Origin of the sequence: Acetobacter estunensis (genome assembly GCF_011516945.1) — a bacterium.
Taxonomy (GTDB): domain Bacteria; phylum Pseudomonadota; class Alphaproteobacteria; order Acetobacterales; family Acetobacteraceae; genus Acetobacter; species Acetobacter estunensis.
Window position 1 is genome coordinate 26,803 of sequence record NZ_WOTH01000010.1, and the last position, 17,659, is coordinate 44,461.

Annotated in this window: 18 protein-coding genes; 5 read left to right on the forward strand and 13 right to left on the reverse strand. The window is 64.2% G+C overall.

Annotation, left to right across the window (positions count from 1 at the left end):
- Positions 1–40: 40 nt before the first annotated feature.
- The gene (locus GOB87_RS06705; protein WP_166314079.1) at positions 41–460 is read right to left on the reverse strand and encodes a Rid family hydrolase; all 420 of its coding nucleotides are present in this window, start codon (positions 458–460) and stop codon (positions 41–43) included.
- Positions 461–515: 55 nt separating this feature from the next.
- Between GOB87_RS06705 and GOB87_RS06710 the strand changes: the two genes are divergently transcribed.
- From GOB87_RS06710 to ptsP, 5 genes are all read left to right on the forward strand, one after another.
- Positions 516–1,016, forward strand: coding sequence for an HPr kinase/phosphorylase (locus tag GOB87_RS06710; RefSeq protein WP_166314081.1), 501 nt, complete (start codon positions 516–518; stop codon positions 1,014–1,016).
- Between the two features lie 200 nt (positions 1,017–1,216).
- Positions 1,217–2,224, forward strand: a complete 1,008-nt coding sequence (gene rapZ, locus GOB87_RS06715; RefSeq protein ID WP_166314083.1) for an RNase adapter RapZ — start codon at positions 1,217–1,219, stop codon at positions 2,222–2,224.
- Position 2,225: 1 nt separating this feature from the next.
- Positions 2,226–2,738 carry a PTS sugar transporter subunit IIA gene (locus GOB87_RS06720; RefSeq protein ID WP_166314085.1) on the forward strand — a complete coding sequence of 171 codons (513 nt, stop codon included), beginning with the start codon at positions 2,226–2,228 and terminating at the stop codon, positions 2,736–2,738.
- A complete protein-coding gene (locus tag GOB87_RS06725; protein WP_166314087.1) occupies positions 2,738–3,043 on the forward strand; it encodes an HPr family phosphocarrier protein in 306 nt (101 codons plus the stop codon). The genes GOB87_RS06720 and GOB87_RS06725 overlap by 1 nt, the downstream gene beginning before the upstream one ends.
- Before the next feature lie 21 nt (positions 3,044–3,064).
- Positions 3,065–4,900 carry a phosphoenolpyruvate--protein phosphotransferase gene (gene ptsP, locus GOB87_RS06730; protein WP_166314089.1) on the forward strand — a complete coding sequence of 612 codons (1,836 nt, stop codon included), beginning with the start codon at positions 3,065–3,067 and terminating at the stop codon, positions 4,898–4,900.
- Positions 4,901–4,953: 53 nt separating this feature from the next.
- On the opposite strand, the gene ilvD is transcribed toward ptsP, so the two are convergent.
- The 12 genes from ilvD to ccmI all read right to left on the reverse strand — a co-directional run bounded on the left by ilvD (position 4,954) and on the right by ccmI (position 17,639).
- Positions 4,954–6,816 (reverse strand): dihydroxy-acid dehydratase, encoded by a 1,863-nt coding sequence (gene ilvD, locus GOB87_RS06735; protein ID WP_166314091.1) that lies wholly within the window; start codon positions 6,814–6,816, stop codon positions 4,954–4,956.
- Between the two features lie 177 nt (positions 6,817–6,993).
- Positions 6,994–8,163, reverse strand: a complete 1,170-nt coding sequence (locus GOB87_RS06740) for a capsular polysaccharide synthesis protein (RefSeq protein ID WP_242006211.1) — start codon at positions 8,161–8,163, stop codon at positions 6,994–6,996.
- Between the two features lie 187 nt (positions 8,164–8,350).
- Positions 8,351–9,808: an amidophosphoribosyltransferase gene (gene purF, locus GOB87_RS06745; protein ID WP_166314094.1), complete on the reverse strand. Its 1,458-nt coding sequence runs from the start codon at positions 9,806–9,808 to the stop codon at positions 8,351–8,353.
- Between the two features lie 61 nt (positions 9,809–9,869).
- Positions 9,870–10,535 carry a CvpA family protein gene (locus GOB87_RS06750; RefSeq protein ID WP_166314097.1) on the reverse strand — a complete coding sequence of 222 codons (666 nt, stop codon included), beginning with the start codon at positions 10,533–10,535 and terminating at the stop codon, positions 9,870–9,872.
- A 128-nt stretch (positions 10,536–10,663) separates the two neighbouring features.
- Positions 10,664–11,044 (reverse strand): phosphoribosyl-ATP pyrophosphatase, encoded by a 381-nt coding sequence (locus tag GOB87_RS06755; RefSeq protein WP_166314100.1) that lies wholly within the window; start codon positions 11,042–11,044, stop codon positions 10,664–10,666.
- Between the two features lie 58 nt (positions 11,045–11,102).
- On the reverse strand, positions 11,103–11,834 hold the full coding sequence (locus tag GOB87_RS06760; RefSeq protein ID WP_166314103.1) for a glycoside hydrolase family 108 protein: 732 nt from the start codon (positions 11,832–11,834) through the stop codon (positions 11,103–11,105).
- Positions 11,835–11,941: 107 nt separating this feature from the next.
- Positions 11,942–12,430, reverse strand: a complete 489-nt coding sequence (gene ybaK / locus GOB87_RS06765; protein ID WP_166314106.1) for a Cys-tRNA(Pro) deacylase — start codon at positions 12,428–12,430, stop codon at positions 11,942–11,944.
- 70 nt (positions 12,431–12,500) lie between these two features.
- On the reverse strand, positions 12,501–13,787 hold the full coding sequence (locus GOB87_RS06770) for a DEAD/DEAH box helicase (RefSeq protein WP_166314109.1): 1,287 nt from the start codon (positions 13,785–13,787) through the stop codon (positions 12,501–12,503).
- Between the two features lie 282 nt (positions 13,788–14,069).
- Complete coding sequence (locus GOB87_RS06775) at positions 14,070–14,978, reverse strand: BadF/BadG/BcrA/BcrD ATPase family protein (protein WP_166314112.1); 909 nt, start codon at positions 14,976–14,978, stop codon at positions 14,070–14,072.
- A complete protein-coding gene (gene metW, locus GOB87_RS06780; protein ID WP_166314115.1) occupies positions 14,975–15,610 on the reverse strand; it encodes a methionine biosynthesis protein MetW in 636 nt (211 codons plus the stop codon). Before metW ends, GOB87_RS06775 begins: the two co-directional genes overlap by 4 nt.
- Position 15,611: 1 nt before the next feature.
- A complete protein-coding gene (gene metX / locus GOB87_RS06785; RefSeq protein ID WP_166314118.1) occupies positions 15,612–16,814 on the reverse strand; it encodes a homoserine O-acetyltransferase MetX in 1,203 nt (400 codons plus the stop codon).
- A 96-nt stretch (positions 16,815–16,910) separates the two neighbouring features.
- Positions 16,911–17,639: a c-type cytochrome biogenesis protein CcmI gene (ccmI, locus tag GOB87_RS06790; protein ID WP_166314121.1), complete on the reverse strand. Its 729-nt coding sequence runs from the start codon at positions 17,637–17,639 to the stop codon at positions 16,911–16,913.
- Between the last annotated feature and the right edge of the window lie 20 nt (positions 17,640–17,659).

Genomic DNA, 17,659 nt, shown 5'->3' on the forward strand with positions numbered 1-17,659 from the left:
CCGATACCCCGGAACCCGCCTGCGGCAAACACCCGCACCGTTAATTGACGTCACCCATATCCGGCGTGCGGACCACCAGTTCCATCTCGATTTCCACATCTGGACGGTCAAACCCATCCACGATGAGCACCGTCGTCGCGGGCCGGTTCTCCCCGAGCGCATCGCGCATGAAGGGCGCGCAGGAGGATAACTGGCCCGCATCCTTGACGAGATAGACCACCCGCACGACGTCATCGAGCGAGATCCCGCGTTCGGACAGCACCTCGCTCCCGGTACTGAAGGCCAACCGGCACTGCTCGGCGATGCGCTTGGGGAAACAGCCCTTGCGTCGGTCATAACCGCGCACATTGCGCACACGCAGACCGCCACGGGCCCGTTCGCAGCGCGGAGGGGTCATTTCGGGACAGAATGTCTGGTCGGAGGAATCATGTGCCTTGGCTAAGGCCGATGCGGGCGTCATTGCAGCCTCGTCTTCCGTTCAGTCATGAAAATGACATAATGTCCATGAGAGGAAAATGAAAGATGTTTCTGTGCAGCAACGCTTGCCGTCCACGGAGAATGTGACCTCCCAGCACTTCCACGCGGGATGCAGCGCCCGCAACGGCGCTGGTGTGCTCATTTTCGGGCCTCCCGGCGCGGGCAAGTCCGACCTGCTCCTGCGTCTGCTCGGCCGCGGCCACGACCTTGTCGCCGATGACCGCGTGGAACTGACGGATGGAGTGGCCTGCGCGTCCGAGCCTCTGCGCGGACTGATCGAGGTGCGCGGATGGGGCATTGTCCAACGCGCCTATCTGCCGGCCGTCCGCGCTGTCCTCGCGGTCCATCTGGTTCCAGCGGACACGCCCATTTCCCGCATGCCGGAAGAAAACGCGCGCTGCCCTCTCACGGACCTTCCGCTGTTGCGTCTGCATGGCCTGCACGTCTCCGCGCCCGAGCGGGTGGACATCGCGCTGGACTGCCTCACGGGCCGAGCCCTTCTCCTGCCGCAAGGCTGCATGCCGGGTGACGATGGCTGAACGCGACAAAATGATGTCGGCACTATGGCAGCATCTGGTATGGGATGGGTTCGGACTCCACGTGGGCAGCCCTCCCGCCGGACAGACGGTCCGGTGCAGCCGCCCTCTTTGGGGTTAAGCCGTCGGCACGGCGCTTTGCCTGCCATCTTTTTCACGGGGCTCTTCCGGCCCCCGCCACATCAGGGTGCCTGTCGGGTTTCATGGTGACACCTCAGATTTCCGATGACACGCCATCTCGGCACATTCTCCTTGTCACCGGCCTCTCGGGGGCTGGAAAATCCTCCATTCTGAGGATTCTGGAGGATCTGGGGCACGAGGTGATCGACAACCCGCCGCTGGGGATGCTTGATGAGATCGTGGCGCGGGGAGACCGCCCCATCGCCATCGGCGTGGACTCGCGCACCCGTGGGTTCGATGCCTCCGCCGTGCTGGAAGCCGTCAGCCGCCTGCGCCTCAATCCGCATCTGCGCGCCGAACTGCTCTACGCCACCGCCGATGAGAGCACGTTGCTGCGCCGCTACACCGCCACGCGCCGCCGCCACCCACTCGCTCCCCATGGCAGCGTGACGGAAGGCATTGACGCCGAGATTGCGCTGACCGCCCGATTACGCACCTGTGCCGACGTGCTGCTCGACACCACCGACCTCTCCGCCCCGGAGTTGCGCCGGGTGATCGAGACCCGCTTCGGCACATGGCACAACGGACCCGATGAGGGGCTGACGCTGGTGCTCATGTCATTTGCTTTCCCCTCCGGTCTGCCACGCGAAGCCGACATGGTGTTCGATGCGCGCTTCCTGAGAAATCCCTATTACGACCCCGCACTCGCCCCATTGACCGGCCTTGAGGGCACCGTGGCCGAGCATGTGGAAACCGACCCGGACTATCAGCCCTTCCTCAACCAGATCCTGAAAATGCTGCATCTGGTCGTCCCGCGCTTCGTGCAGGAAGGCAAAAAATACGCCACCGTCGCCATCGGCTGTTCCGGCGGACGCCATCGCTCCGTCACACTGGTGGAAGATCTGGCCCACCGTCTGGCCAACCCCTTGGGTGGACTGGAAGGCGAAGGCCCGATCGCCGTGGTGCATCGCGAGCTTGCCCGTCAGGCGCACGGCGCAAACGCCGCATGGCGCTGGGCACGCCGCCCCGCCGACAGCGACACGGACACGACCCGACAGGTCAGCCCGGTCGCGGCACAAGGAAACGCATGACATGATAGGCATTGTCCTGGTCACGCAGGGCGCGCTCGGGGAAGCCCTGCGCGAAACCATGGAACACGTCGTCGGCCCTCAGCACCGGCTCGCCACCGTTGCCGTCGGCGCGCACGACGATCTGTGCGCCCGTCGCCGGGAACTGGAACAGCGTGTGGCCGAAGTGGACGGCGGCGATGGCGTGATGCTGGTGACGGACATGTTCGGCAGCACACCCGCCAATCTGGCCGTCGCCATGACGCGCCCCGGCGAGATCGAAGTGCTGGGCGGCGCCAATTTGCCCATGCTGGTCAAGCTGGCCCAGCTCCGAGAAGACCACACGCTGGCGGAATGCACGCTGCTGGCCGAGCAGGCCGCGCACAAATACATCAACTGCGCCTCCCAGCTTCCCGCCCGCTGCCTTGAGGGCGCGCGCCGCTGCGCTGAGGAAGCGGCTTCAGGCCATGAAATCACACCCGTGCCACCGCGCCTTTCGGTCGCCCTGCCCGCGCTTGAAACGTGCAAGGGCCTGTAATGGACGGCTCGCACGGCACGGCCCCGCTCACCCGCACTCTCACCATCGTCAACGCCAAGGGGTTGCACGCCCGGGCCTCGGCCAAGTTCGTGACCGAAGCCGAGAAGTGGAACGCCGACATCACCGTGGAACATGGTGGCGAAAGCGTGCCCGCCTGTTCCATCATGGGGCTGATGATGCTCGGCGCGGGGCATGGCGCCGATCTGACGCTTCACGCCACCGGTCCGCAGGCCGCGCAGGCGCTCGACGCGCTTGCGGCCCTCGTGAGCAGTGGCTTTGGGGAAGACGGACAGACTGCGGCGTAAGGCACGCGACCAGAGGACCATATGATCGAGCGGACACGGACGGACGGGCGACAGCATTCCACCACTGAGGAAGCGACAGACCCGCACCTGACGAAAGGCCAGCCCATCGGCCCCGGGGTAGCCATCGGTCCGGCCTATATCGTCCGTGACGATCCCTCCCCCGAGCCGGAAATCCTCCGCAGCGAGCACACACCCGCGCAGGAAGCCGAGCGCTTTACCGAGGCCGTGAACCGCTCCATCGGGCAACTCGTCACCCTGCGCCGCCGCATCGAACGACTGCCCGAGGAAAGTCAGGTCGAAATCGGCCCGTTGCTGGAGGTCTATCGCCGGATGCTCGGCCCCTCGCGCCTCCAGCGCGAGGTCATGCGGCATATCGAGGACGGACTGACGGCGGAAGCCGCCGTTCATATCAGCACCGACGCCCTGCGCGAGCAGATGCTCGCCATGCTCGAAGGACAGGAATCCGGCACGGACGAGGCCGCCGCCCTGCGCCGCCGCGCCGATGAGATCCGCGAGATCGGCCGTCGCCTGATCCGTAACCTCCTGCGCCGCGCCTATGTCTCGCTCTCCAAGGTGCCGGCGGGCTCCATCCTTATCAGCCGCACGCTCCAGCCCGCCGACGCCGCGCTGATCGACCCGTCGCGCATTGCCGCCGTGGTGACGGAGGATGGCGGCACCACCGGGCATTCCGCCATCATGCTGCGGGCATTGGGTATCCCCTCCGTCATGGGCGCGGAGGACATTCTCGACGGGCTGGAAACTGGCGCGACGCTGGTGGTGGACGGCAATGAAGGCACCGTCCGCATCATGCCCACGCCGACCGAACTGCGCCGCGCGCGGCGGCAGGTTACGGCCTATGCCCGCAAGCGGCAGGAACTGGGGCGGCTGCGACGTCTGACGTCACGTATGGCCAGCGGGGAGAAAATCTCGCTTCAGGCCAATATGGAACTGCCCGCCGAACTGCCGCTGGTCGCACAATCGGGTGCGGCGGGCATCGGACTGCTGCGCACCGAGTTCCTGTTCCTCAACGCCGAGACCCTGCCAGACGAAGACACACAGTTCGACATCTACGCCTCCGTCGTCTCCGCCATGGGCGCCGACCCGACAACCATCCGCGTGCTGGACTGGGGCGGCGAAAAGCCAAGCGAGGCGCTGGCCCGCATGAATGGCAATGGCGAGGAACCGGAGGAAAACCCGGCGCTCGGCTTGCGCGGGCTGCGGCTGCTGCTGGAACACCCGCACCTGCTGGAAACGCAGTTCTCCGCCATTCTTCGCGCCGCCGCCAAGGGGCCGGTGCGCGTGCTGCTGCCCATGGTCACCGTAGCGTCGGAGGTGATCGCCGCCCGCGAGATTTATGAACGCGTGGCGCGGCGGCTCAAACGCAAAGGGGTGGAGACGGGCGATGCGCTGCCGCCACTGGGTATCATGATCGAGACGCCCGCCGCCGCCCTGACTGCGGGCGCGCTGGCGCAGCATGCGGATTTTCTGGCACTCGGCACCAACGATCTGACCATGTACACTACCGCCGCCGACCGCTCTTCCGCCGAGGTGGCGGCTCTGTGTGACCCACTGCACCCCGCCGTGCTGCGGATGATGGCCGAGACCATCACCGCCGGATTGGTGGAGCGGCGTCCAGTCTCGATCTGCGGCGAAATGGCGGGCGATCCGAAGATGACGCCGCTGTTGATCGGCATGGGTTGCCGCGCGTTTTCCATGACGCCTTCCGCCGTGCCGCGTGTGAAACAGGTGGTGCGCGCTATGCGGCATGAGGACTGCCGCCAGTTGGCGCGGCGCGTGCTGGCGGAGACGGATGTGGGGGTTATTCGGGAGATGTTGGAAGAATTTAGCGAAAAATAATCAAGTAATATGTTCAATAGATATGGGGCGACAAAGTCGTCGCCCCGCTTTCCTCATCGCGCCACACGTCGCACAATCTGCCCCAGATCCCGCACAGCACCCCGCGCCGCGCTCGTCGTCAGCGCGGCGTAGGCCTGCAACGCCGTGGACACCACGCGATCCCGCGCGGGTTTCCATGCCGCATCACCCAGATCGTCCATACGGACGCGACGGGCCGACATTTCAGAATCCGCCACTGCCGTTTTCAGTACGCGGTTGGGAATGTCGATCTCGATGATGTCGCCATCCTGAATCAGCCCGATTGCGCCGCCCTCCGCTGCTTCCGGTGAGATATGGCCGATCGACAGACCCGAGCTTCCGCCCGAGAAGCGTCCATCCGTGATCAGCGCACAGGACTCCGCCAACCCCTTCGATTTGAGGTAGCTGGTGGGATACAGCATCTCCTGCATGCCCGGCCCACCCTTCGGTCCTTCGTAGCGGATCACCACCACGTCACCGGCCTTGATGCGATCACCAAGAATGGCGGACACGGCAGCGTCCTGACTCTCGAACACGCGCGCGGGGCCGGAGAAGGTCAGCAGCCCCTCCGCCACACCCGCCGTTTTCACGATGGCGCCGTCTTCGGCAATGTTGCCGTACAGCACGGCCAGACCGCCTTCCTTGCTGAAAGCGTGGTCGCCCTTGCGGATGGCGCCTTTCTCGCGGTCGAGGTCCAGCTCCTTGTAGCGGCTGGCCTGCGAGAACGCTTGCGTCGTCCGCACACCACCGGGAGCTGCGCGGTAGAATGTTCTGGCCTCATCCGTGGCGGTCTCACCCACGATGTCCCACTGCGCGAGCGCGTCATGCAGCGTGGCCGCGTGGACCATCGGCACGTCACGGTGCAGCAGGTTCATGCGGTCCAGTTCGCCAAGGATGGCCTGCACACCGCCCGCACGGTGGACGTTTTCCATGTGCACATCGGCCTTGGACGGAGCGACCTTGCACAGGTTCGGCACGCGGCGCGACAGACGATCAATGTCCGCCATGGTGAACGGCACTTCGCCTTCATGGGCCGCAGCCAGAAGGTGAAGCACGGTGTTGGTGGAACCACCCATGGCGATGTCCACGGTCATGGCGTTCTCGAACGCCTCGAACGTGGCGATGGAACGCGGCAGGACGCGGCTGTCTCCACCCTCGTAATAACGCTTGGCCAGATCCACAATCAGGCGACCGGCCTTGAGAAACAGTTCGCGCCGGTCCGCGTGGGTGGCGACAAGGCTGCCATTGCCCGGCAGCGACAGGCCCAGCGCTTCGGTCAGGCAGTTCATGGAGTTGGCGGTGAACATGCCCGAGCAGGAGCCGCAGGTCGGGCAGGCCGAGCGCTCGATGGTGTCGGACTCGTCCTGCGTGACATTGGGGTTGGCGGCCGCGACCATGGACGTGACGAGATCGACGGCCTTGTCGATTTCGCCCTCTTTCACATGACCGGCCTCCATCGGGCCGCCGGAGACGAACACGACAGGGATGTTCAGCCGCATGGCCGCCATCAGCATGCCGGGCGTGATCTTGTCGCAGTTGCTGATGCACACTAGCGCGTCAGCCGCGTGGGCGTTGACCATGTATTCCACAGCGTCCGCGATCAGCTCGCGCGAAGGCAGGCTGTAGAGCATCCCGCCATGGCCCATGGCGATGCCGTCATCGACCGCGATGGTGTTGAACTCGCGCCCGATGCCGCCGGCCTCCTCGATCGCACCGCACACGAGCTGGCCCAGATCCTTGAGGTGGACATGGCCCGGCACGAACTGGGTGAAGGAATTGGCCACAGCGATAATGGGCTTGCCGAAATCGCCGTCCTTCATGCCCGTCGCACGCCACAGGCTACGGGCGCCGGCCATGTTGCGGCCATGGGTGGTGGTGCGGGAGCGGTAGGCGGGCATGTCTCGTGTTCTTTCGCTCTGGACGTGATGGCCTTGGCGTGCGGCCACGTTTCATATGGGGGCTATAGCCGGAAAAACAGCAGGCGTCAGCCTCGCGCGCTCACCCAATAAGGCACGGACACGCAGCACCGTTTGACAGCATGGCACAAACTCAGGGCCGTGCCGGGAAGGCCGGCGTCAACCGGCCGCGTGCCAGTTGCCGTCCTTCTTATAGGCCATGTCCATGTCCGCAATGATGCTGTCGAACTCGGGCGACCGCAGCACCATGACGCTACGTTCAAAGGGCTGACCCGTGCTGAACGCCGTGTGGAGCTTGCGGTTCAGGGCGCGATTGAACACGCCCGGACCGGTTTTGTAGGCGATGTAGAGATCCTTGAAGAGGTAGCTGTTGCGGTAGAGCGACAGCATGCAGTCCGCCAGAATCGGGCTGTTGCGGCGGCTGCCGAAGAAATCGTTGTGAACGTAGTAATTGTCGGTCACGAAGAAGACGTGAGAGGGCTTTTTCACCGCGAGCGCTTCCAGCTCTTCGGGCGCGGTGATGCGAATGTCCGCGTCCAGCCACCAGCCCCCCAGTTCCTGAATGACATGCACACGCAGGAAATCGGCCGCTTCCGCCGGGTGGCGGGCATTCAGAAACAGATCCTGCGCCTCCCGCCCGTAGCGCTCATAGAGCCACTGGGCGGCATCGTCGCGGTCGAACATACGGACATCGAAGGCTTCCAGTTCCTCGCGATGATAGGCGAGATTCTGTTCGACTTCCTCGGGGCGGTTGCTGTCCCAGTACATGTAAATGGAAGGGGGAATGGTCTGCTCTTCGGGAGGACGCGCCGGCATTTTCGGCTCGGGCAGAACGGAGAGCGCCGTCTCCAGATAAAGCACGTCCACTTCCTCACCCGTGTGGAAGGCTTCGAAGCAGTTGCCCATGCGCTCCAGTCCGCCCTTGGGGTCGTGCTGTCGCCACGCGACCATGATGCCGCAGATGTAGTCATGAATGGGTTTGGACAACCGCTCAAGTTGCTCAAGCTCATCGTCGGGCGGGGTCAGACCGGCCTTGAGCATGCACAGCAGGCGCGCCTGAAGCAACGAGGACGCCAGCGGATACTCGCGCGGATGTTTGGAATGGAGGTTGAAGGCAAGGCCATAAAAATAGGCCGCTTCCCGCACCAGCTTGTGCATATGCAGGATATTGGCCAGCGCAAAAGCATGTTCGACAGTCGCCGCGCCATGCTTGTGGTAATAATTCATGGCCTGATGATCGTGCGCGAAATCCTCCAACGTGAAGTCGGAAGTCTTTTCCATTGGAAGCGTCAGGTAAGTCGCTTCGGTTTCCGCTGTATCAACCACCATGATCCGATCTTTTTCAGCCCGTCCGGCCCCGAAACCTCAGCAGACGGGCAATGAGACAAACCCCTGCGATATCGGACATTCTTTCCGCAGCGTCCAGACCCTGCACACCCATGCTGTCATGCTCACCTGAAAGGATGAATTTTTCCGTACGTCCTCCATGCGACGCACGGAAAATCCATGTTCCGGTTCAGGCGGTACCCACGCCGCACTCGGCATCATGGTCCACCAGCTTGATGGGATAATCCCCGGTGAAGCAGGCATCGCAATAACGGCTGCGCGTCGCGTCACGCTTTTCATGCCCAAGGGCACGATAGAGGCCATCGAAGGAGATGAACGCCAAACTGTCCACACCCAGAAGTTCCGCCATCTTGGGCAGGTCGTGCTGGGCGGCAAGCAGCTTGGAGCGCTCGGGCGTGTCGATGCCATAGAAACAGGAATGTTTCGTGGGCGGCGAGGAAATGCGCAGATGCACCTCGGCAGCGCCCGCGGCACGCACCATGTCCACGATCTTGCGCGAGGTCGTGCCGCGCACGATGGAATCGTCCACGAGAATGACGCGCTTGCCCTCCAGCACCGGCTTGTTGGGCGAATGTTTCATCCGCACGCCAAGGTTACGGATCTGATCCGTGGGCTCGATGAAGGTGCGACCGACATAGTGGTTGCGGATGATGCCCAACTCGAAGGGAATGCCGCTTTCCTGCGAATAGCCCATGGCGGATGGCACGCCGGAATCCGGCACCGGCACCACCACATCGGCTTCCACCGCGCTTTCGCGCGCCAGTTCCACGCCGATCTGCTTGCGTGCGTCATAGACGGCCACGCCATCCAGAACCGAGTCGGGACGGGCGAAATAGATGTATTCGAACACACAGAACCGCGGACGCTCGGGAGCGAACGGACGTACCGAGCGCACGCCGCTCTTGTCGATGATGACGACTTCACCCGGCTCCACGTCGCGCACGAACTCCGCGCCCACGATGTCGAGTCCGCAACTCTCCGAAGACAGCACCCAGCCCGTCGCGTCATCCGTTGCGCCCGGCAGGCGGCCCAACACCAGCGGACGGACGCCCAGCGGGTCGCGCACACCCATCACGCAGTCGCGCGACATCACCACCAGCGAATACGCGCCCTGCACCTGCTTGAGCGCGTCGATCAGGCGGTCCTCCACCGTCGCGTAGAGCGAGATGGCGATCAGGTGGATGAACACTTCCGTGTCCGTGGTGGATTGAAACAGGCAGCCGCGACGGATCAGAGCGCGGCGAATGGCGTGGGCGTTGGTCAGGTTACCATTATGCGCGACCGCCAAACCGCCGAACTCGAACTCCGCGAACAAAGGCTGCACATTGCGCAGCAGCGTGTCGCCCGTGGTGGAGTAGCGGTTGTGCCCCACAGCACAGCTTCCCGGCAGCGCCGCCATGACGCGCGGATCGTGGAACACGTCGCCCACCAGTCCAAGGCCGCGATGCGAAGAGAATTTGTGGCCGTCATAACTGACGATGCCCGATGCCTCCTGTCCACGGTGCTGGAGCGCATGCAGGCCGAGCGCCGTGATGGCGGCGGCGTCAGCGACATTCCACACTCCGAAGACGGCGCATTCCTCCTGGAACTTGTCATTCTCAGGGAACAGGGAAAGCCTTACGGACATTCGATCTTCATCCTTCTCCCCCCGCGTCTCCTCCGGACGGGTCGGCCTCAACGTGCAGGGGTCAATCAGGGTCAGCATTGCCGGGCGCTTCCGGCTTGCGGAGGTCATGACGCGGGCGGTCGCCCTGCGCAAGGCCCGTCGGAGCAAATCTCGACATCCAAGGGGCAATATAGGGTGCAGCCGACGCGATTCCACCCATCGGCCGCGTTTCATCGGAGAAGGATGAGGTTTTCGCCACACTGGAAAGCACCCATCCACTGGCGATGTACAACGCCACGATGAGCGCGCCCCCCTTCACCAGTCCGAACACGCCACCCAATAGCCGGTCCACGCCCGCCAGCGGGGAGGCAAGAATGAGCCGCGCCACCCACGACGACGCCAGCGCCCATCCCAGAAGCACAGCGAGGAACACCACGCCGAACGCCACGCTCTCCGCAAGTTCCGCCGGCTGCACGGTGGGAATGGCCCATTGCCGGGCCGCATGGTGCCACGCCAGCGCTGCCAGCAGGGCCGCCACCCAGCCGCCCAATCCCAGCACGGCGCGCGACAGCCCCTTGCGCAGCCCGAGCAGTAGCGAGACCACGAGCACGACTTCCACCACCACGGCGGGCGCACCCAACGGATTGACGGCGACAGCGTGAGCCGCAGCGTTTGCGGCCCCGCCGATCGTGGCCCAATCGGGCACGTACTGCACCGCTGTATGGGCATACCAATCGGACGCGGACATCAGCGCGTTGCCGCCTCTGCGTCCGCAGCGCCGGAATAGGACTTAGGAAAAAGGAAACGCTCAGCCGCCTGCATCGGGAGGCTTATGCCACTGCGGATTGCTGGCTGTCACCGTCGAAGAGAGGGCAATCAGGGAAGTTTGCTCGTCGCCACACGCCAGGGCCTCTTGCGCGCCATTTTCGGACGCCCCGGCAAAAGGCTGAGCTTCAGGCTGAGTTCGCCCATCTCGATCCGGGCATGCAGTTCGTTCCAGATCGTGTCGGGATCCACGCCCTGATCCTTCCACAACGCCACAAGCCCTTCGAGAAAGCGCGCGCTGCTGTCCACAACAGTCGTCCTGTCCTGCATCATGGCGGCTGCCGCGCAGACAGCGGCTTCGCCCCCCAGTTCACAGGCCAGCGTCCGGGTGCGCAGAGACCGTATCTCCGGCGAGACGGGCTGCTCCCCGTCCGCCTTCCGTTCGAGAAATGGCGCGAGGGTTGCAGCGGCGCCGGGCTGTGATCCTGTCATTCTCCCATCATGACGACGATCGGGAGGCGGGGTCAATCACGCAAGCGCGATCACACGCTCATGCCTGCCCGGTCCAAGAGGGTGTCGCGGCCTCCCGCACAGCGGCGGCACTGACCATTGCGAGTGCCGTTTCGGTGCGCCGGCGCGTGCGCGCCAGCCAGCCGCGGCCCCATCGCCGGAAGCCGACCTTGGCGCGATAATCCCGGGTCTGCATGCCTGAGAGCACCAGCACCATGAGCAGTCCCATGCCGTCGCGACGCGCAAGGGCCCGCCGCACTTCCGGACCGATTCCGCTGCTGGGCGGCAGGCCGAGGCGCTCATGCAGGATGGACAGACCATCGGGATCCAACTGTGAGAGCAGGTCTTCCATGGTGACGCTGGCCAATGCCGCCAGTGAACGGGGCCCGATCTGCCCGTCGGGTGTTGCACCGACCATGCGCTGCAGAAGCGAAGCGGAAGGATAAAGGCCGCAGTTCCAGCCGAAATCGAACACCATCAGGTCAAGTCCCGCCGGAAGCGCGGAACAGCCGAGCGGATTCCAGAAGCGCGAGCGGGCAATCGCATCGAACGTGGCAAGATCGAGCGTGCGCATATCCTCGGCCGTCGGAACCGCCGGTTTCATCCATGCCGCGAGAAGAGCGGCCGAAACGCCATGACAACTCCCAATCAGCGTGCCGCGACCGCCCTTGTCATCGGGCAGCCAGTTTCCGGCATCCTTGGGGTCGTCGCTGTACCCTCCCTCGGCAGTACGAACGAAATCGAGGCAGGCATCGAAATTCTGGCCGGTCAAAGGGACGGTCTCCGGGGCTGGCAGGGATTTCCGGTCGGGCACGCTGCAATCGCGCCCGACAGCGGGTTTTCCCCAACCTAACCGTCTCCATTGGTCCAGCCTTCACCTCACGGCATGCGCTGCGGAACAAGAATATCGGCAAACCGTCCCTTCATCGCCGCCAGCGCATCGGCCACCGACAGACGCACCTGAATGCCCCGACCGCCCCCGTTCATGAGAATACACGGCAGGCTTTCCGCCTCCTGCGCCACCACGGTCGGCACCACGCGACGCTGCCCGAAAGGGCTGATCCCACCCAGTCTGTAACCGGTGATCCGCTCGGCATCCGGCTGCTTCATCATCGCTGCGCTGCGTCCCGAAAAAGCTGCCGCCAGTTTTTTCATGCTGAGTTCCCGCGCCACGGGAATGACGGCGCAGACGGGCTTGCCGTCCACCTCGGCCATCAGCGTCTTGAAGACCCGCTCCTCCGGCTCTCCCACAGCCGCCGCCGCATGCACGCCGAGTTTTCCGACCGAAGGGTCATACTCATATTCAAGCGTCTCGAAAGTGATCCCCTGCCGCCGGAGAAATGCGGTTGCGGGGGTGGTCCTGCTCATTGTCCTGCTCCGGTCACGTCACATGAGAAGGGCGGGACCTGACGGCCCCGCCCTTCTGCATAATCTTGCCTCACGCGACGACGCGGCGTCCACGACTGCGACCACCGCCGCCTCCCGGGGCGCCACCCCGGCCCGACGGGCCACCTCGACCGCCGCCACCGCCACGACCTCGGCCACCTCCCCCCAGCACGGGAGGACGCAGCTTGGAGTGTTCGGCCACATCGGAATGATAGGGATGATCGCGCACCACCGGAACATCCTTGCCGATCGTGCGTTCGATGTCGCGCAGCCACGCGCGCTGCTCGGGATCGCAGAAGGAGACGGCCCAGCCTTCACGTCCCGCACGCGCCGTACGACCGATACGATGCACATAACTCTCGGGAATGTTGGGCAGATCGTAGTTGAAGACATGACTCACATCGTCAACATCGATACCACGTGCCGCGATGTCGGTCGCCACCAGCACCTTGACGGTGCCGGCACGGAAACCCGCCATGGCCCGCTCACGCGCGCCCTGCGACTTGTTGCCGTGAATGGCCTCAGCCGTGATGTCATTGCGATTGAGGAACTCGGCCACCTTGTTGGCCTCGTGCTTCATCAGCGTGAACACCACCGCACGGACAACCTTGGGCGACTCCAGCAACATCAGGAGCGCGTCCTTTTTCTTGTCCGGCTCCACGAACATCACGGCCTGACGGATGCGATCCACCGTGCTGGACGGCGGCGTCACTTCCACCGTCACCGGATCGCGCAACAGGCTGCCCGCAAGTTCGGTGATGCTCTGCGGCATGGTGGCCGAGAACAGCAGTGTCTGACGATCACGCGGCAGCGACGCCACGATGCGGCGGATATCGCGCACGAAGCCCATGTCGAGCATCCGGTCGGCCTCATCGAGGACGAGGATTTCCAAGCCGTGCAGGTCGATATAGCCCTGCCCCATCAGGTCGAGAAGACGACCGGGAGCTGCGACAAGCACATCCACACCGCGGCGCATGGCCTCGATCTGGCGTCCCTGTCCCACACCGCCGAAGATGACGGTGTGGGTAAACTTCATGTGGCGCGCGTAGGCCTTGAAGCTCTCATCGATCTGAGACGCCAGTTCGCGCGTGGGGGCAAGCACCAGGGTGCGCGCGCCTTTGGGCGCGGCCGGCTTCCGGTGCGTGAGAAGATGATGGAGAATGGGCAGGGCAAAAGCCGCTGTCTTTCCCGTGCCCGTCTGGGCAAGCCCGAGAAGATCCCGTCCTTCGAGCAGGTGCGGTATGGACTGCGCCTGAATCGGGGTCGGTTGCGTGTAGCCCTCCTCGGCAAGTGCCCTCAGTAACGGCTCGGCCAGCCGGAGGTCGGCAAACGTGGTCATCAGATAAAAACACCTCCGGGTGTGTTCTGGAGTGTCGGGAGTCTGTCCCGACGTCATCTTGGGATCCGAGAGGCACGACATCCCACCCACAACAGAGCGTTTTCGCTCTTATCAGGATGGGTCTCAGGCTTTCCGGTCCGCAATCAACCGGGACGTGCACACTATGGGATATGGTGACTTCCGGCCGTGATCATTGCGTCCAGTTCATGGGCCGTATCCGGAAAACAAGTATCTTACATACATGAAATTGCCACGATGTTCAATATGCGATTGCCTCTCAGCTTAGGGATTTCCGACCACACTCCGCGCCATCGCGACAGCCCCGTCAATGGCATGAGCAGACGGCAGAAAAGGCAGCCCACACATCTCTTCAGGCCACCGGGAAAGCAAGGTTTCCGCCAACCCACCAACCAGTCCCAGCGGCAGAGCTTCCCACTGCGCTCCGGCAAGAAGGGCACGCCCGATTTCAGCAACTTCCCTTGCTGCCGCATCAAGAATACGACCCGATACGTCCTCTCCCTCCTGCGCCAAAGCCACCACTAACGGCGTCACACTGGCGAACTCAGCCGCCGTGGCCCCCACACTCCACGTAAGCGGGTCTTTTTCCCCTTCCCGGGCAAGATGCGCCCGCAACCTTCGTGCAAGCCGTGAGGTCGACCGCCGCCCATCTGCCACCTTCAACATGTGACGAATTGCAACAAGCCCGATCCACGCGCCGCCTCCCTCATCGCTCTGGGGGAAGCCCCATCCACCCACACGGCGCGTTTCCTCACCACGCAACGCGAATCCGACAGTGCCAGTGCCCACTGCCACAATGGCCCCATCTCTGCCCTCATGTGCTCCAAGGCAGGAGGTGAAGGCATCGGTGCGAATGGCCATCTCGGCAAATTCGGGACAGAGCGCCCGGACGCGTGCGGCGCAACCGCTCACCTCAGCCCCCGCCAGCCCAGCCCCTGCCACCAGTCGCAGTGCACCGGACGTCACCATATCGGCTGACAGCCCCGCCTGCGCGAGCGCCTCCTGACAGGCAGCCCGGATGGAGTTCACGGCCTGCGCCGTATCGCTCGCGATATTGGCCGGACCGCCGCGCACTTCGCTCAGCGTGCGCCCCTTCGGCGTGACAAGCCGCAGAACCGTCTTGCTCGCACCGCCGTCGATGCCCACCAGAAGTGTCTGCGGCGTGTTCTTCACGACCGTTTCAGACGAGCGCCACGCGAGGCGGAGCGACCTTTACCCAGCAGAAACAGCGCCTGTTCGCCAAACAGGTTGGCCAACCGGATGGAACGTCGCCATGGGGCGCGCTCGCCCTCTTCGTCTACTGCCATCCATTCATGGACACGGTAGCCATCTTCCCGACAGAGGGCGAGAAAGTCACGAATGGTGCAGGGATGGATGTTGGGCGTGGCATACCACGGCGTGTTCCAGACCGCCGTGTTGGGCATACGCCCGTTCAACAGCAGCTTGAGCCGTAATTCCCAGTGCCCGAAATTGGGAAAGGACACGATGGCGTGTTCCCCGATGCGCAGCATCTGCCGCAGCACCTCACGCGGGCGCTCCACAGCCTGCAAGGTGCGCTGAAGCACCACATAGTCGAAGCTGTTGTCGGGGTAATGCGCCAGATCGTGATCCGCATCGCCATGCACCACGGGCAATCCGTGCGCCACGGCGCGCGTGACCTCGCCCATGTCGATCTCGATGCCCTGCGCGTCGCACCCGCGCGTGCGGTAGAGATGATCGATCAGCGAGCCATCCCCGCTGCCGACATCCAGCACCCGCGTGCCGGGCGTAATCATGCCCGCGATCAGTCTTTGGTCCAGCCGCATGTCAGCCCGCTCCTCCCCTGACCCGTGCAGGCAGGTCCGCATGTTCCGCCACACCCGAGAGGAAACCGCGCACCGTGCGGTCGAAATCCGGCTCATCGAGCAGGAAGGCGTCATGCCCCTTGTCCGTCTCGATCTCCACGGAGGAGACATTGGCCCCCGCCCGCATCAGCGCGCGCACCAGCGTGCGGGACTGGGAGGTGGGAAACAGCCAGTCGGACGAGAACGACACGACACAGAACCGCGTGCGCGTGCCCGCAAAGGCATCTGCCAGATCGCCGTCGCTCTCGGCGGCAATGTCCATCCAGTCCATCGCGCGGGTGATGGTGAGATAGGAATTGGCATCGAACCGCCGCACGAAGCTCGACCCCTGATGCCGCAGATAGGACTCGACCTCGAAAATCTCACCGAACATCGACAGAGAGCCACCACTGCACGGCTGGTTGGGCGTGCCGTCGGATTTGCGGACACGTCGCCCGAACTTTCGCGTCAGCGCGTCCTCCGAAAGATAGGTGATGTGCGCCATCATCCGCGCCACGGCGAGGCCGCGCGCGGGAATGACACCCGCTTCCCAGTAGCGCCCTCCGTGCCAGTCCGGGTCCGCGAAGATGGCCTGACGGCTGACCTCGTTGAACGCGATGTTCTGCGCCGAATGGAATGCGGATGTCGCGATCGGCATCGCCGCCTTCACCATCTCGGGATAGGTCGTGGCCCATTCCAGCACCTGCATCCCGCCCATGGACCCGCCCACCACGGCAAACAGATGCTCGATCCCCAGACTGCGCACCAGAGCGTGCTGGGCGCGCACCATGTCGCGGATGGTGATGGGAGGAAACTCCGTGCCCCATGGTTCCGCGTCCGACGCCCCACGTGGCGAGCGCGGTCCGGTCGAGCCCATGCAACCGCCCAGCACATTGGAGCAGATGACAAAGAAACGGTCCGTGTCGATGGGGCGTCCCGGCCCCACCATGCGCTCCCACCAGCCACGCCGCCCCGTCACCGGATGCGTCTCCGCCACGTATTGATCGCCCGTCAGCGCGTGGCAAATGAGAATGGCGTTGTCGCGGGCCTCCGACAGCGTGCCGTAGGTCCGATAGGCGATCTCCACTGGCGCAAGCGTCATCCCGCAATCGAGCGTGAGACCTTCGGGGAAATGCGCGCGCTCATGCTCCACCACGGGAGCCGGAGCTATGACTGTCTGATCCATGTTCCGGGCTTTCCACAGAGTGTCCGCCACATAGGGGCCAAATGACGCCGCGATCAAGCCGGATCACCCCACCGTGTCCGGCCCGACCCTCCGATGTCAGGGTTGCTCCTGCTCGTGTTCACCTTGCGCGATGCGTTGCTGCACCGCCTGCCGCCACGGCGCATCCTTGGGAGCCGCATCGAGAGCACGGCGATAAAGGTCGAGGCTGTCCGCACTGATATGCCCGGTTGCCCGGACCTGTTCCTCCGCCACTTCGATCGCCAGATCGGGCGCAAACCCGAGATCGAGAGCCTTGCGCCACGCGGTCGCGGCATCCGCGTCATGCCCGCGCGCGGCCTCGGCCTGCCCCAGCAGGATATAGCCCTGTCGCAGACTGGGATCGTCGGCCGCCATGGTGGCCAACATCGCCTTGAGCTTGTCGATGGCCTCACCGGCCTTGGCGTCGCGCGCTTTGATCGCTTCCAGACGAGGCGCCAGCGGCTGAGCCGGAAAGCCCGGATGCCCCCCTGTGAGATAAAGCCCCACCGCCACTACGGGGATCAGCATCAACGCGACCACCACGCCCCAGCGTTTCGCCCGCTCGGTCGTGTCCGCAGGTGCGCGGTCAGCCACGAGAATGCGCCGCTGGATCTCGGTCTGCGCCACGATATGTTCCGCAGGCGCGATCATCCCCGACGCCAGATCGCGATCCAGTTCCACAAGCTGCGCCTCATGCAGCGCCAGCGCGGCGCTACGCTCGTCCCGCGCCACCGCACGGCGCCACAATGTCAGAAAAGCCGGCAGCAGTGTGATAACCGCCAGCGCGAGAAAACTCATCCAGATCATACCGTCGTCTTCTCGCTCTT